12 protein-coding genes are annotated in these 14,904 nt (G+C 65.4%); 7 read left to right on the top strand and 5 right to left on the bottom strand.

Features of this window, described 5'->3' with window-relative positions; genetic code table 11:
• Window positions 1-157: 157 nt before the first annotated feature.
• The gene (locus D8Y22_RS03810) at window positions 158-1,183 is read left to right on the top strand and encodes a sensor histidine kinase (RefSeq protein WP_141463398.1); all 1,026 of its coding nucleotides are present in this window, start codon (window positions 158-160) and stop codon (window positions 1,181-1,183) included.
• Window positions 1,184-1,198: 15 nt separating this feature from the next.
• Here D8Y22_RS03810 and D8Y22_RS03805 read toward each other — a convergent pair whose 3' ends face one another.
• Entirely contained in the window at window positions 1,199-1,570 is a 372-nt protein-coding gene (locus D8Y22_RS03805) for a TlpA family protein disulfide reductase (protein WP_141463397.1), read from the bottom strand.
• Between the two features lie 158 nt (window positions 1,571-1,728).
• Between D8Y22_RS03805 and D8Y22_RS03800 the strand changes: the two genes are divergently transcribed.
• Window positions 1,729-2,460 (top strand): GNAT family N-acetyltransferase, encoded by a 732-nt coding sequence (locus tag D8Y22_RS03800; RefSeq protein ID WP_141463396.1) that lies wholly within the window; start codon window positions 1,729-1,731, stop codon window positions 2,458-2,460.
• Window positions 2,461-2,463: 3 nt separating this feature from the next.
• Here the strand turns inward: D8Y22_RS03800 and aroA are convergent, their stop codons facing one another.
• On the bottom strand, window positions 2,464-3,768 hold the full coding sequence (aroA, locus tag D8Y22_RS03795) for a 3-phosphoshikimate 1-carboxyvinyltransferase (protein WP_141463395.1): 1,305 nt from the start codon (window positions 3,766-3,768) through the stop codon (window positions 2,464-2,466).
• A 99-nt stretch (window positions 3,769-3,867) separates the two neighbouring features.
• Window positions 3,868-5,028: a LolA family protein gene (locus D8Y22_RS03790; RefSeq protein WP_141463394.1), complete on the bottom strand. Its 1,161-nt coding sequence runs from the start codon at window positions 5,026-5,028 to the stop codon at window positions 3,868-3,870.
• Between the two features lie 118 nt (window positions 5,029-5,146).
• Here D8Y22_RS03790 and D8Y22_RS03785 point away from each other — a divergent pair, with 118 nt between their 5' ends.
• Window positions 5,147-6,337, top strand: coding sequence for a M24 family metallopeptidase (locus tag D8Y22_RS03785; RefSeq protein ID WP_141463393.1), 1,191 nt, complete (start codon window positions 5,147-5,149; stop codon window positions 6,335-6,337).
• A 48-nt stretch (window positions 6,338-6,385) separates the two neighbouring features.
• On the opposite strand, the gene D8Y22_RS03780 is transcribed toward D8Y22_RS03785, so the two are convergent.
• Both D8Y22_RS03780 and D8Y22_RS03775 read right to left on the bottom strand, forming a co-directional pair.
• Window positions 6,386-7,435, bottom strand: coding sequence for an NAD(P)/FAD-dependent oxidoreductase (locus D8Y22_RS03780; protein ID WP_141463392.1), 1,050 nt, complete (start codon window positions 7,433-7,435; stop codon window positions 6,386-6,388).
• Between the two features lie 74 nt (window positions 7,436-7,509).
• Entirely contained in the window at window positions 7,510-7,836 is a 327-nt protein-coding gene (locus tag D8Y22_RS03775; protein WP_141463391.1) for a DUF4870 domain-containing protein, read from the bottom strand.
• Window positions 7,837-8,310: 474 nt separating this feature from the next.
• Between D8Y22_RS03775 and carB the strand changes: the two genes are divergently transcribed.
• From carB to D8Y22_RS03755, 4 genes are all read left to right on the top strand, one after another.
• Window positions 8,311-11,556 carry a carbamoyl-phosphate synthase large subunit gene (carB, locus tag D8Y22_RS03770; protein WP_141463390.1) on the top strand — a complete coding sequence of 1,082 codons (3,246 nt, stop codon included), beginning with the start codon at window positions 8,311-8,313 and terminating at the stop codon, window positions 11,554-11,556.
• A gap of 88 nt (window positions 11,557-11,644) precedes the next feature.
• Window positions 11,645-13,099, top strand: a complete 1,455-nt coding sequence (locus tag D8Y22_RS03765; protein WP_141463389.1) for a hypothetical protein — start codon at window positions 11,645-11,647, stop codon at window positions 13,097-13,099.
• Between the two features lie 71 nt (window positions 13,100-13,170).
• Window positions 13,171-13,911: a TraB domain-containing protein gene (locus tag D8Y22_RS03760; RefSeq protein ID WP_141463388.1), complete on the top strand. Its 741-nt coding sequence runs from the start codon at window positions 13,171-13,173 to the stop codon at window positions 13,909-13,911.
• Window positions 13,912-14,006: 95 nt separating this feature from the next.
• Entirely contained in the window at window positions 14,007-14,852 is an 846-nt protein-coding gene (locus D8Y22_RS03755) for a hypothetical protein (protein ID WP_141463387.1), read from the top strand.
• Window positions 14,853-14,904 lie beyond the last annotated feature (52 nt).

The raw sequence follows: 14,904 nt of genomic DNA, 5'->3' as shown, positions 1-14,904 counted from the left end.
CGGGCCACTCGAGTCGGCGTATGACGACTATGAGTATGGACCATTCTATTCGTTGTTCGAACGAACCGCCGGCGGCGTTGGCCCTGGATCGCGGACGCAGTCGACCCGTATTACGGTGGACAGGCTGTTCGAGGCCACTACAATCGCTGCCGAACCGATGAGTTCCGAGTCGACGGATACAGTGCAGTTGTTCGTCGGCGACGACGCTAACAGCGACGCCCTCGAAGCACTGCTCTCGGAGTACTACGCGGTCACGACCGAGACCGAAGCGCTAGTCGGCGATATCGTACTCGTCGACGACCGATCCTTTTCGACGTATCGTGAGCGGTTCGAGGCCCACATCGATCAAAACGGGCCGACGTTTGTGCCCGTAGTGCTCGTGTGCCGATCGGGGACGACCATCGACGAATCGTTGCTTACGGCCACGTCGGACGGCCGCCCGCTCGTCGACGATATCGTCGAGGCACCGGTTCGGGAGCACGTTCTCGCCCGCCGGCTCTCGAATCTGCTGGCCCACCGTCGGCAATTCGAGCAACTAACGGCACAGAACGAACGTCTCGAGGAGTTCGCAAGCGTCGTCAGTCACGATCTTCGGAACCCACTTCAAGTCGCCAAGGGCCGAACCGAACTGCTCCAGGAGACCGTTGCGGACAGCGACCGGGAACACCTGCGAGAAATCGAAGAGTCACTGGATCGGATGGACGACATCATCGATAACGTGTTGACCCTCGCCCGGGAGGGGACGGTCGCCGACGACGTGGAGATGGTCGCACTCGGGCCCGTCGTCGACGAAGCCTGGAGTGTCGTCGATGCGCCGGCGGCGACGCTCCGGGTGACCGATTCGGCGGCGACTATTCGTGCCGACCGAGAACAGCTCCGGACGGTCTTCGAGAACCTACTTCGAAACAGCGTCGAACACACCGGCGAGGATCCGACGATAGAGGTAGGTGCGACCACGGACGGCTTCTACGTCGCCGACAACGGCCCCGGCATCCCGACGGACGAACGCGACGACGTCTTGGAGCGAGGGTATTCGACGGCCGAGGACGGCACGGGACTCGGCCTCGACATCGTCGCCAACATCGTGGAGGCGCACGACTGGGAGATTACCGTCGGCGAGAGTGAGACCGGCGGGGCTCGCTTCGAAATCACCGGTGTGAGCCGTCCGTCGAACGATCGCTGAAAAGAATGGACGGTTCTATAGCGTCGACTCGAGTTCCTGTGCGAGCCAGACGGCCGGCGGCAGCGTTTCTTCTTCGACGAACCGGGTGACCTCTTCGCCGTCGTCAGTTTCGACGACGACCGTCGGGATGTATTCGATGTCGTACTCGTCGACGCCCGGCCCCTGCTTATCCTCGTCGACGCCGACCGCTTCGATGCGGTCGTCGGGGACGTTAGCCGCATCGAGTGCCGCGCCGAAGTCGGGGAGTAGCTTTCGGCAGTCCTTACACCAGTCACCGCCCCAGACTTTGTAGACGAGCTCGTCGTTGTGTGCTTCGAGCGTGTCGACGGCGTCGTCGTAGGCGGCTGGATCCCACGCCGGATTCGGTTGCATCGTCTCGAGACTCATAGCCCAGGCTTGTGTCTCCGCCGGCTTAACGGTCGTGTTTTGTGGACGGACGGACCGCTGTGGGACTCGCTATCCCTCGAGACGGCACACAGTGCCATCTCCATGCATTATGATAACTTGCAACAAGAACTATGCCGGTTGGCTGGATTGGGTTCTGTATGCGCGCGCCCGAACGACCCACGTTCGAGACCGAGGGCAGCAAAGCACTCTACCAGTACGTCGAGCGCCACGGGACGGCGGCGCGACACCGGGTTCGCGACGCGACATCGATGTCGGCCGACCAGTTTCAGGAGACGCTCGAGTCGCTGAAGACGAAGGGGTATCTCGAGGAAGATGGCGGGACGATCCGCGTGCCACTGGACGTCGGCTCGCTCGAGGAGTATTCGACCGACCAGGAAACGTACACGATTCGGCCTGCACGCCACGCGGATTTCGAGGGCGTCCTCGGGACGATTCGGGACGTGACGTCGACGGAATCCTACGTCGTCGCCGAGACGGTCGCCGAACAGCTACTGTACGACGACTCCGTCTCGCGACACAATACGGTCGAATCGCGGGTGTTTTTCGTCGCGACCGCCGACGGCTCGGTGGTCGGCTGGACCCACCTCGATCTGCCCCACATCGAGAAACTCCACGACACCGCGCAACTGACCGTCGGGGTCCGCTCGAGCCACCGCAACGACGGCGTCGGCAGTCAACTCCTGACTCGCGGGCTCGAGTGGGCCGAAGCAAACGGCTACCGCAAGGTGTACAACAGCGTTCCCGCGACCAACGACACCGCCTTGGCCTTCCTCGAGGCCCACGGCTGGCACACGGAGGGCATCCGCAAGAATCACTATACGATCGACGACAAGCATGTCGACGAGGTACTCATGGCCTACGAATTCTGATGTTCACCCGCTTTCCTGACGCTCGAGGTCGACCCCCAGTTCCTCGAGACTCGAGAAGAACCCGGGATAGGAGACGTCGACGTGGTCGGCACCCTCGACCGTCGTCTCGCCGTCGGCGACCAGTCCGGCGAGTGCCAGCGCCATGATGATGCGGTGATCGTCGCGACCCGAGACGGTCGCACCCTCGAGACGTGACTCGTCGCCGTGGATCGTCAGCGAATCGTGTTCTTCGGTCGTCTCGACGCCCATCGTCCCCAGTTCCTCGGCCATCGCGCTCACCCGGTCGGTCTCCTTGTAGCGGACGTGCTCGGCGTTCGTAATCCGCGTCTCGCCGTCGGCCACGGCCCCGAGCGTCGCGATCGTCGGCAGCAGATCGGGCGTATCCTCGACATCGACAGTAATCCCCTCGAGTAGGGCTGCTGTGACATCGACGGTACCCGCCCCGCGGTCCCAGTCGACATCGGCGCCCATCCGTTCGACGATCTCGACGATGGCGGTATCACCCTGTGCACTCGGGTGTGCGCCCTCGATCCGAACGCCGTCCTCGCCGGCGATCGCCCCTGCTGCGAGCGGGTAGGAGATCGAGGAGAAGTCGCCGGGAACCGCGTACTCGCCGCCGACCGGATCGTAGGACTGACCACCCTCGACGGCAAAGCCCGTGTCGGTCTGTCGAGCGTCGACGCCGAAGGCCTCGAGCACCTCGAGCGTGATGTCGACGTAGGGTGCCGATTTGAGCGCCGTCTCGAGGTCGATCTCGATGCCCTGGTCGGTCACTGCGCCGGCCATCAGCAGCGACGTAATAAACTGCGAGGAGACATCGCCGGGGATCGACACCGATCCGCCGGCGAGCGGGCCGGTGACGACCAGCGGCGCTTGTCCGTTCTCGCGGGTGCTCGTGGCCTCGCCGCCGAGGTCGGTGATCGCCTCGAGCAGCGGCCCCTGCGGTCGCGAGCGAAGCGACTCGTCGCCGGTCAGGACCGTGGTGCCGTCGGCGAGGGCGGCCGCGCCGCTGACAAGGCGGATCGTCGTGCCGCTGTTCCCACAGTCGATGACGTCCGTTGGAACCTCGGGACGGCCGTCGAAGCCCTCGACCTCGAGGGTACCGTCATCGCGTCGCTCGAGGGCGCCGCCGAATGCGGTCACCGCTCGTGCGGTCGCCTGCGTATCGGCACTCCAGAGCGCGTCTCGAACCGTCGTATCGCCGGCGTAACCCGCGGCGAGGATCGCGCGGTGGGTGTAACTCTTCGACGGCGGTGCCCGAACCGTCCCCTGGACGCTCGAGGGAACAATGGTAACGTCCGTGCTCATGATCGGTCTGTGGGGTGGCCACCCTATACCGGTACCGATCCTGACACCCCGACCCCGTTTCGTGGGGGCTGTCGTCCGACGGCGTGGCAGCCAGCCGAACTATGGACAGCCGATCGAGGTAGCGAGCTCCCGAACTGGCTCGGCGACGGTCGAACTCGAGACCTCGTAGTGGAGCCCCTCACAGCTCCAGAAGACGCTGTCGATCCCGCCGTCCCGGCGATAGGCGGTGTGGCCGTCGAGGTCGATCGCCTCGAGGGCGTCGGGATCGTATCGCCGTTCGTCGCGGACGGCGACAAACAGTTCGCGTTCGGGGCGATCGGGATCGTGATACCAGAACGTGGTTCGGACGCCAAAGTCGGGAGTCCTATCGACGACCGTGATTCGGTCGAGGACGTAGGGGTCGGGCACGGCCGGATCGGGAAGGTCGTAACTCACGACCGCAGCCGCGTCTGCTCGAGCAGCGTAGACGCCGGTCGGTTCGGTCCCGAGTCGTTCGACCGTGGCGTCCTCGGGCGGCTCATAGACGAACGTCCCCTCCTCGAGGTCGGGGTCGATCGCGAGGTCCTCGTAGGTGGCCGTCAATCGGTGTAACAGCTCCCCGTCACCGTCGCGCAGCACGTCCCGTTCCCGGATCGGGTACCGATACTCGTCGTCGATCCAGACCGACCGCGTTACCGTCGCAGACTCGAGAGCCGCCGCCTCGGTTCGCTCGAGCGGGATCCGATAGACCGTCTCGCCGACGAGCAACTCGATCGATCGCTCGAGGTCGTCGGCGATCGGTTCGGCGTCCATGCGGTGGGTCTCGCGGCCCGCAACCGTCTCGACACCCTCGTGTGTGAACGTGTATTCCTCGAGCAGCGCCTCGAGGGCTACTCTGGGGCCGTCGGTGACGACCCGATTCGGGTGATGGCGCTCGACGACGAGTTCCTCGGCGGGGTCGTACTCCCAGGTGACTTCTCGATTGGTAACCGAGACGAACCCCGTCGGAAGGTGTGGGTCCGCCGACTCGAGGATCTCGGTTCGGCGGTTCCCTGGGGGCCGCCTGACGATGCGCTCGACGCGTTGGGAGGTGTCCTCCGGCGTTTCAGCGGTCAAGACGCGACGGCCGGCGAGCGTGGTGAGCTCTGTCCGCGTGTCGATCGCGTCCCGAAGGAGGGACGCTCCCCGTGGCTCGTCGGCACTCGATGGAACGGCCACGCATCCACCAGCGGGGCCGAGAACGCCACCGGCAGCGACAGCGAGGAGCCGTCGACGGTACATGAACGAGCCATTTCGTTATGTCTCAATAACAGTTTGGATCGACATATCGGATCGGCGGTGGTTCGACCGCGACGACCGGTCGCGGGCATATATATGCACTCGCCGACGATATCCGTCTATGAACGTCGAGGCCGACCTCACGCCGCTTCGGTCCGCGCTCGAAGACGCGGAGGCAGACGGCTATCTCATCGACGACGATGCGTCGGACGCCGACCACCGCTACGTCTCGGGCTTTACCGCACCGGACCCCTACCAGACGCTCGTCACCCACGACGGCGTCCACCTGCTCGTCTCGGGACTCGAGTACGGTCGCGCGAACGCACAGGCAAGCGTCGATTCGGTCAGTCGCCGGGCAGCCTACGACTACCAGGAGCTAATCGGGGAGTACGGCAGTTACGAGGGAACGGTCCGAACGATCGCTGCCTTTCTCGCCGATCACGACATCGACTCGGCCGCCGTTCCGAAGACGTTCCCGACGGGTACCGCGGACGGCCTCCGCGAGCAGGGGATCTCGGTCACGGTCGAAACCGAGGGGATCGTCACCGAGATCCGCTCGCGAAAGACCGACTGGGAACGCGAACAGATCCGGGCAACCCAGCGCGCTAACGAGGGTGCGATGGCCCGCGCGGAGGAGCTGATCGCAAGCGCCGAGATCGACGAGGACGGGACGCTCGTCTACGACGGCGACCCCCTCACCAGCGAGCGCGTCAAAGAGGCGATCGAAGTCACGTTGCTTCGCCACGGCTGCGGACTCGACGACACGATCGTCGCCTGCGGGGCCGACGGTGCCGACCCTCACGACCGCGGTAGCGGCCCGCTGCGGGCCAACGAACTGATCGTCATCGACATCTTCCCGCGAGACAAGGAAACGGGCTACTTCGGCGACATGACCCGCACCTTCGCCCGTGGCGACCCCGGGGCGGAGGCCCGTCGGCGCTACGACGTGACCCACGACGCCTACGAGGCCGCCCTCGAGGCCGTCGAAGCCGGCGTCACCGGCGCGACCGTCCACGATGTCGCCTGCGACGTGATCGAAGACGCCGGGTACGAGACGCTGCGAAGCGATCCCAGTACCAACACGGGTTTCATCCACAGCACAGGCCACGGCGTCGGGCTGGACATTCACGAGGAACCCAGCGTCTCGCCCGCCGGCGGCGAACTCGAGTCCGGCCACGTGATCTCGATCGAACCCGGCATCTACGACCCCGCAGTCGGCGGCGTTCGGATCGAGGATCTGATCGTCGTCACCGAGGACGGGTACGAGAACCTGACCGACTACCCGATCGCCCTCGAGCCCTCGAGCGAGTAATCCGATTTCGAGTGGTTTCGGCCGTTGGTCGCGTACCGCCGCCAAGAGCTACCGGTCGGCCGATACACGGTCACCGACCGCGAGGCCGTTGCGGAGCGCGGCGTGGACGCGACCGTCACCGGCGACCCAGTCGCCGAGACAGTACAAGCCCTCGCGTTCGGCGCGCTCGAGTGGATCTCGATCGACGCCCGTCTCCGGCAGCGCGTACCGCCAGCCCTGATGGTCGCTCCAGTCTGGTTCACGGAGGCGGTCGTCCTCGAGCAGGGTCGCCGTCAGCTCGGCCAGTTCCGCGAGGGTCGTCTCGGGGTCGTCGTCGACTCGATCGACGGACCACTCGTGGTTGGCCTGGACGATCAGGAGCGACTCGTCGTCGGGAACGTGGTCGGGCTTGCACTCCTCGCGGGAGAGCCAGCCGATCTCGTGGGCTTTGTCGGTGTTGACCAGCGCGTAGTAGGGCCGCTCGAGGGCGAACGGGTAGTGAAAGACGCCGGTCCAGATCGTCCGATACGGCACGTCGTCGACGGCGGTGGCCAGCGCGTCGCGACCGTCGTGTTCCCACGTCGCCGTCCGGATCAATTCGGCGGATTGGGGCGCCGGCGGATTCAGGAGGACGGCGTCGAACGGTCCCCACGTGGTCCCGTCGGCGTCCGCGAGTCGCCACCGACCAGCATCGCCATCGGCACCCACCCGCTCGAGTCGCTCGATCCGCGTTTCGCGGTGGATCTCGGCGCCGGTCCGCGCAAAGAGTCGCTTGGCGATCTGTGTTAGCCCCGCGCGGTAAGTCCACTTGTGATCGTCGGTGTCCCGGCCTTCCGAGATGGTTCCGTCTGCGTCGAACGTCCAGACCGGTTCGGTGACGTCGACCAGCCCGTCGGTCTCGAGCGTCTCGGTGAGCAACTCGACGACGCGCTCGTCGTCGGATTTGACGTAGTTCGCGCCGTAATCGTAAACGATCTCAGCTCGACGTCTCGTCGCCGCGCGACCGCCGAGTCCGCGGGATTTCTCGAGGACGGTCACGGCCGCGTCGGTACGTTGCTCGAGGACGGTGCTGGCGGCGGCCGCAGCCACACCCGCGCCGACGATAGCGATTCGGGACACGACCGTGTTTTGTACCCAAGGCTCAAATATGGATGGCCTCGATCGATACGGAGACGCTGCGACGACGATCCGTCTCAGATGATACTCGGCGTGAACGGGTACGAGTAAATCTCGCTGTTGTTCGCTTTTATCGTCGCCAAAATGACCAGAATGACGTTTACCAGTCCGACTATCGGGATCAAGAGGAGCCCGATAAGGACCACCGTCAGCGCCCCGGAGATGACCATCGCGATGAACACCAGGATCTGAAAGTTCAACGCATTTTTCGCGTTCTCTTTGACCAGCGTGTCGGTGTCGTCCGCGAGCACGAGGATCAGTAGTGGCCCGAGAAACGACGCAACGAGTGCCGATATGTGTGCCAGCGCTGCCATCGTCGTATCGCCGTCTGCATGGGTTGACATGTACCTGGCGTTCTCACGGCGAATATATAAGACCTAGGGTTAGATCACGATCTGTGACTGTCTGAGCCGGGCCAAACTTGCTGTCGCGTGCCGTACTGTAGCCCGACTCGAAGTACAGTCGCGTGTCTCGGGGTGATTCCGGTACCATCGTCGGCGTTCGCGAATCCGGTGTCGGTGTCGGAGACGCCCTCGCCGACGTGTTCGCGTGCATTTCGGAAGGCGTTCCCGAAGAGTACCGAGAGCCGATCGGGACGACCGTCTTGAGATGGTTGGTGTCACGAACCGCGTCTCGCGACTCGAGTATACGCGGGTTGTCCAAGAACAGGACCTCGAGTGTGACCAATCGACGGTCTTCGACGGGTAGCACTCGAGGCGCCGGTCTGGCGACGAGTTCGAATTTCGAAAAGCCGTTTCGAGATTCGTACTGTTTCGTGGCGCTTATTACGATGTGCGAACTTCGAACGAACAAGACCAATGAGTACGGACCAGACCGAGACCACAGGGGACGGACGCACGATCCTACTGATCGGGAGCGGCCCGATCCAAATCGGCCAGGCGGCCGAGTTCGACTACTCCGGGGCCCAGGCTTGTCGCGCACTGCAGGAGGAAGGCGCGAAGGTCGTCCTCGTCAACTCCAATCCGGCGACGATCATGACCGACCCGGAGATGGCAGACGAGGTGTACATCGAGCCGATCACCACCGAGGCCATCGCCGAGATCATCCGCAAAGAACAGCCCGACGGCGTCATCGCCGGCCTCGGCGGCCAGACCGGCCTGAACGTCACCGCGGAACTCGCCGAAGAGGGTGTCCTCGAGGAGTACGACGTCGAGATCATGGGGACGCCACTCGACACCATCTACGCGACCGAAGACCGCGACCTCTTTCGCCAGCGCATGGAGAAGATCGGCCAGCCGGTTCCCGCCTCGACGACCATCTCCCTCGACGAGGGCGAATCGGTCTCGGAACTGACCGAGGAAGATCTCGAGGAGCGCGTGCAGGCGGCGGTCGACGAAGTCGGTGGGCTGCCGGTCATCGCCCGCACCACCTACACGCTGGGTGGCTCCGGCTCGGGCGTCGTCCACGAGTTCGACGAACTGCTCGCCCGCGTCCGCAAGGGACTGCGACTCTCCCGTAACAGCGAAGTCCTCATCACCGAGTCCATCGCGGGCTGGGTCGAATACGAGTACGAAGTCATGCGCGACGCCGACGACTCCTGTATTATCATCTGTAACATGGAGAACATCGACCCGATGGGGATCCACACCGGGGAGTCGACGGTCGTTACGCCCTCCCAACTCGTCCCCGACAAGGGCCACCAGGAGATGCGTACCGCGGCGCTCGACGTCATCCGCGAACTCGGGATTCAGGGCGGCTGTAACATCCAGTTCGCCTGGCGCGACGACGGCACGCCCGGCGGCGAGTATCGGGTCGTCGAGGTTAACCCCCGCGTCTCTCGCTCCTCCGCGCTGGCCTCGAAGGCGACGGGCTATCCGATCGCCCGCGTGACCGCGAAGGTCGCGCTCGGCAAGCGCCTCCACGAGATCGACAACGAGATCACGGGCGAGACCACCGCGGCCTTCGAGCCCGCGATCGACTACGTCGTTACCAAAGTTCCGCGCTGGCCCAAAGACAAGTTCGACGACGTCGACTTCGAACTCACCACGGCGATGAAGTCGACCGGCGAGGCGATGGCTATCGGCCGAACCTTCGAGGAGAGCCTGCTGAAGGCCCTCCGATCGTCGGAGTACGAGCCAGATGTCGACTGGGCCGAGGTCAGCGACGCGGAACTCGAGGAGCACTACTTAGAGCGCCCCTCGCCCGACCGTCCGTACGCGATGTTCGAGGCCTACGAACGCGGCTACAGCGTCGAGGAGGTCGTCGAGCTCACGGGCATCTTCGAGTGGTACGCCGAGCGCTACGCCCGCATTGCCGAGTCGACGATCGCCGCACAGGCGGGTGACTTCACCGAGGCAGCGATCACGGGCCACACCAACGCGACCATCGCGGCCGCGGCCGGCAGCGACGTCGACACCGTCGAACAGGAGGTGCCGGGTCGCACCTACAAACAGGTCGACACCTGCGCCGGCGAGTTCGCCGCGGAGACGCCGTACTACTACTCCGCGCGCAAAAACGAGTTCGAGTCCGGCCCCCTCGAGGGTGCAGCCGCCTCGGGCGAACTCGAGGTCGACCGCGATGTCGAGAGTGTGATCGTCGTCGGGGGCGGCCCGATCCGCATCGGACAGGGCGTCGAGTTCGACTACTGTTCGGTCCACGCGGTCCAGGCGTTGCGCGAGGAAGGCGTCGATGCCCACGTCGTCAACAACAACCCCGAGACGGTTTCGACGGACTACGACACCTCCGACGGGCTGTTCTTCGAACCGATCACGGCCGAGGAGGTCGCCGACGTGGCCGAGGCGATCGACGCCGACGGCGTGATGGTCCAGTTCGGCGGCCAAACCTCCGTCAACATTGCAGAGCCCCTGCAGGACGAAATCGATCGCCGCGGCCTCGGCTGCGAGGTCATGGGTACCGAAGTCGAGGCGATGGACTTGGCGGAGGACCGCGACCGCTTCAACGCCCTCATGGACGACCTGGGAATCGCCCAGCCCGAGGGTGGCACCGCCGTCTCGAAGGCGGAAGCGCTCGAGCTGGCACACGATATCGGTTACCCCGTGCTCGTCCGCCCCTCCTACGTGCTGGGCGGCCGCGCGATGCAGGTCGTCTACGACGACGCCGAACTCGAGAGCTACATCGAGGAGGCCGTCCGCGTCAGCCCGGACAAACCCATCCTCGTGGACGACTTCCTCGAGGATGCAGTCGAACTCGATGTCGACGCCGTCTCGGACGGCGAAGACGTCCTGATCGGCGGCGTCATGGAGCACGTCGAGAGCGCCGGCGTCCACTCCGGCGACTCCGCCTGCATGATTCCTCCGCGCTCGCTCGGCCGCGACGTCAACCGCCGCGTCCGGGAGGTGACAGAGGAGATTGCCCAGGCCCTCGAGACGGTGGGTCTGCTGAACGTTCAACTCGCCGTGACCGGATTGGACGACCCTGATGTCGAACCCGAGGTGTACGTCCTCGAGGCCAACCCGCGCTCCTCACGCACCGTGCCGTTCATCTCGAAGGCGACGGGCGTCCCGATCGCCAAGATCGCTGCGAAGGTCATGGCCGGCCAGTCGCTCGAGGAGTTAGGCGTCGACGAACAGGTGCCCGAGCAGGTCTCGATCAAGGAGGTCGTGCTGCCGTTCGACCGCCTGCCGGGCTCCGACCCGCGTCTCGGCCCCGAGATGAAATCGACCGGCGAGGTCATGGGCACCGCCGACGCGTTCGGGAAGGCCTACGACAAGGCTCAGGACGCCGTCGGCAAGCCGGTTCCCGAGGACGGCACGGTCGTCATCGACCTCTCGGCAGACGAGTTCCCCGACCCCGACACCGAGGCCGGCGAGGAACTCGTTGCGGGCTTCTCCGAGTACTACGACCTCTGTGAAGCCGTCGACCTCGTCGAGGCCGCCAGGAAGGGCGAAGTCGACCTGATCGTCTCGCGGGACCGCGACCTGCTCGAGGTCGCCGTCGAGGAGGAGATTACCTACTTCTCGACCGAGGGATCGGCGAAAGCCGCCCTCGAGGCGCGGGCTGCCAAGGACGAGCCGATCGACGTCCAGGCCGTCAGCAACCGCCCGCAGCGCAACGAGTACTGGGGCCAGCCGAAAGACGAGTAGCGGTTCGATCGACGCGGCCGGGTTTTCGATGCTCGTCGACTCTCGGACCCGAGGAAAGCCTTTGTAGCGACGGTCCGAACGTGCGCACATGCCCGTTCCCTCACGGGAGCGATTCACCGCTTTGTTCGCTCGGCTGGAGCCGGGCGAGCGACGGGCCGTCGTCGACGCTCTCTGGGACGCGATGGGGTGGGAGACGACGCTCGAGGACGGTCTCGTCGTCGCGACCCGTGGCGGAACGGTTCGACGGATCGCCGTCGACTCCCCCGCAGCGGAAGCCGACCTGGTCGTCAGCGACGACTCCGAGAGCAACATCGGAACCGACGCGGCCGTCGTCGACCCGGGCGAAATCCGCGACCGACTTTTGTACGCGATCGACCGCGACGAGGGGGAACGGCTGTTCCTCGAACACTTCGGGACCGATCTGTACGCGGCGGCGGATCGATCCGATCGTGACACCAGTGTCCCGGCGGAGCGCTCCGGCCGTCGCGTTCGCGGCGATGCGAGCGGGGCGCAGTCGGAGGACACGGCGCGGAAACCGCTGCTTTCGACATCTCGAATCACCATTCCCGCACCCGATATCTCAGTTGAGGGCCTCACCGTGGTCCTCCTCGTCGGCGTCTTCGTCGCGATCGCGCTTTACGCCGGGGCGTTCGCCGGGCCGATCGGCGAGGGGAACGACGGTGAGAGCGGAGACGGCCCGCCGATCGGCTCCCTGGACGAACCGGCCGAGTCAGAAATCGAGGACGGCGAACCAACGTTTGGAACCGAGGGCAGCGACCCGACATCCGAAGACGGATCGGAAACCCGGGCGGTCGCCGCAGTACTCACGCTTGCCGACGAGGGCGGTCAGTCGGGAACCCACGGGGCAACCAATTACCCGCCGCCGGGGATCTTTCACGATGGCATTCACGATGTCGAGCGCATGGGCGAAGAACACGCGACCACGCTCGAGGGGGCCAAGGCGCTGACCCATCGCGTCGTCGTGGACGGGGATCCGGAGGCGATTCCGGACGGCGCACCCGGCGACGGCGCCTTGCTCGTCCGGCTGGACGGCGGGACGTATCACGTAGCACAGCGCGGGAGCGTCGCCGACGATTGGACGACGGACGGTCACGAACGGTACGCGGACGGCGAGTACGAATACGAGTACGTCGACCGAGGGAACGAGGCCGAGCCCCGCTACGAACGGCGAGCGATCCCCGGCGATCCGAACGCGACCGCTCGTAGCGGCGCGATCGGTGCCGACCTCGTTGAAACCTATTTCGACGACCGCGACGCGGACGTGTCACCGACCCTGACGGCGGAGATCCCTGGGTATCAGGTGACGACGACCGAACCGCCGGCACAGATCGCGTCCGAGGCCGAGGCGTACCGAGCGGCGGCGTTCGTCACCGAAACGGGGATCGTCCACGAACTCGAGGTCAAATACCACCACGAACCGACCGGATCGGACATCCGGATCACCTCCCAGTACGACAAATTCGGCGCTGCAACCGTGACCGAGCCGCAGTGGTACGAGGATGCCAGGAACGCGACTGCCTGACGACGTTCGTATCAATTTCGTTACTCGTACGGGGGCGTTTCAAGCCGGTCGATGTCGAACTTCCAGTACCCATGTCCAACTCCGGCTCGATCACGCTCGTCCCCAGCGTCCACTTTTCGCCGACGCATCGCCGACGCGTCCGTGCGACGATTCGCGAGACGAAACCGGACGTCGTGGCCGTCGAACTCGACGAGAAGCGCTTCGAACGCCTCGAGCGCCAGGCGAATCGTGATCCATTCGACCTGCCGTTTCCCGTCGCGGTGACCTACACGCTGTTGCGGACGGTCCAGCGGGCGGTCGTCCGGCTCTACGGGCTCGACCCCGAGACGACCGATATGGCGGTCGCTATCGAAGCGGCCGCCGAATTGGACACGGAGGTCGCGCTCATCGACCGACCGATCGACGAGACCGTCTCGGCGCTGACCGACCGGATCGGCCTCGAGACCATTCCCAAGGTTTTCGCCCGGGCACAGCGCATCGATCCCGCCCAACAGGCGCGTGCGCTCGAGGCGACGCGCGTCCCGTTTTCGGAGATTCGACACGGCGACGACGTTCAGCCGGCGATCGATCAGGTACGACGGTTGCTTCCGGAGGTCGCGGAGGTGCTCATCGATACCCGCGATCGAATCATGGCCCGCCGTCTCTACGCGCTCGCCCGCGACGGCAACGACGTCGTCGCCGTTATCGGTGCGGGTCACCACAACGGTATTCACCACCGTCTCGAGTCGCTCGTCGCGGCCGGCGACGATATCGACGCCACCATTCCGCGGCGACGGCCTGCTGGAGAGCCGACCCGAATTCCGATCGAGTGAGCCCGGACGCGACTCGAGCGGGCGCTTGCGGTGTCGAGTCGTCGATCACCGACTGCTGGGAAATTTACATGTAGATCGGCGACGACGTTTCGGGTATGGTCCCTGCCCTCGACTCGAGCGCGAACCGGCCGTCCATCCGAACCGTCCTGGTCGCGCTCGCTGCCGGCGTCGCGAACGCCGGCATCGTCCTCGCGTTGTACGCTCGCGACGCCTATCCCGCCCTCGAGTCGACCGGTTCGACTGCCGGTCTCGTCGCGACGATGGTCGTCGTCGGCGTCGTTCCCGTGTTCGTCTCGGCGTACACGCGATTGTTCACCCCGACTCTCGGATTGCTCGCCGTCCTTGCCGGAACGACGTACCTCGACGTGACCTCGCCCTCACCCGAGTGGGGCGAACTCGGTGGCTACGCCATCGTCGAAGGGCCGACCTACGTCGCGAGCTACGCGAACGCCTGGCACCTCTGGCTCGCGCTCGCGCTGTACGCCGGCGTCCTCGAGTTCGGAATCCGCCGACGGTACGGCGTCGCCGACGGCCGACTGCAGAACCTGCCGTCGCTCCCGCGGGCACGTTCGACGATCGCTGGCTGGACAGCCGGTGGGGCGGGACTCATCGCACTCGCGACGACGCTTCTGGTCCTCGAGGCCGGCATCAGGCCGCCGGTCGCTGCCGGCGCAGTCTTTGCAGTCGCGTTTGCCGTCGCCGCCGTCCCCGTCGGTGGGCTGTTTACGCGTGGCCTCCTCGCGCCGCTCGTTCTCTTTGCACTGGCCGTGCCGTACGTGCTCGTCTTCGAGGTCTTCGTCACGACCGACAGTCCGGTCCACATCCTCCTGTTTGGCCCGTACGCCCTCGTACTCGCGATTGTCGGCGCACTCGAGGCCACGATCAGAGCCCGGTTCGGCGGCGGAAACACTGGCTCCGCTCGTAGCGACACGACGATCTGACACCTCGGAGCGGCGGCGTCCAAAACCGAGTCCGACACCCTAAAGCGGCCGG

Origin of the sequence: Salinadaptatus halalkaliphilus (assembly GCF_006543045.1) — an archaeon.
GTDB lineage: Archaea > Halobacteriota > Halobacteria > Halobacteriales > Natrialbaceae > Salinadaptatus > Salinadaptatus halalkaliphilus.
Note: the sequence above shows the minus strand (reverse complement) of the source record. Positions and strands in the feature narration are given on the sequence as shown.

Bases quoted from the DNA above. Each gene is read 5' to 3' on its own strand.
- D8Y22_RS03810 (WP_141463398.1), top strand. From the start codon at position 158: ATGAGTTCCGAGTCGACGGATACAGTGCAGTTGTTCGTCGGCGACGAC.
- D8Y22_RS03805 (WP_141463397.1), bottom strand. From the start codon at position 1,570: ATGAGTCTCGAGACGATGCAACCGAATCCGGCGTGGGATCCAGCCGCC.
- D8Y22_RS03800 (WP_141463396.1), top strand. From the start codon at position 1,729: ATGCGCGCGCCCGAACGACCCACGTTCGAGACCGAGGGCAGCAAAGCA.
- aroA (WP_141463395.1), bottom strand. From the start codon at position 3,768: ATGAGCACGGACGTTACCATTGTTCCCTCGAGCGTCCAGGGGACGGTT.
- D8Y22_RS03790 (WP_141463394.1), bottom strand. From the start codon at position 5,028: ATGTACCGTCGACGGCTCCTCGCTGTCGCTGCCGGTGGCGTTCTCGGC.
- D8Y22_RS03785 (WP_141463393.1), top strand. From the start codon at position 5,147: ATGAACGTCGAGGCCGACCTCACGCCGCTTCGGTCCGCGCTCGAAGAC.
- D8Y22_RS03775 (WP_141463391.1), bottom strand. From the start codon at position 7,836: ATGTCAACCCATGCAGACGGCGATACGACGATGGCAGCGCTGGCACAC.
- carB (WP_141463390.1), top strand. From the start codon at position 8,311: ATGAGTACGGACCAGACCGAGACCACAGGGGACGGACGCACGATCCTA.
- D8Y22_RS03765 (WP_141463389.1), top strand. From the start codon at position 11,645: ATGCCCGTTCCCTCACGGGAGCGATTCACCGCTTTGTTCGCTCGGCTG.
- D8Y22_RS03760 (WP_141463388.1), top strand. From the start codon at position 13,171: ATGTCCAACTCCGGCTCGATCACGCTCGTCCCCAGCGTCCACTTTTCG.
- D8Y22_RS03755 (WP_141463387.1), top strand. From the start codon at position 14,007: ATGGTCCCTGCCCTCGACTCGAGCGCGAACCGGCCGTCCATCCGAACC.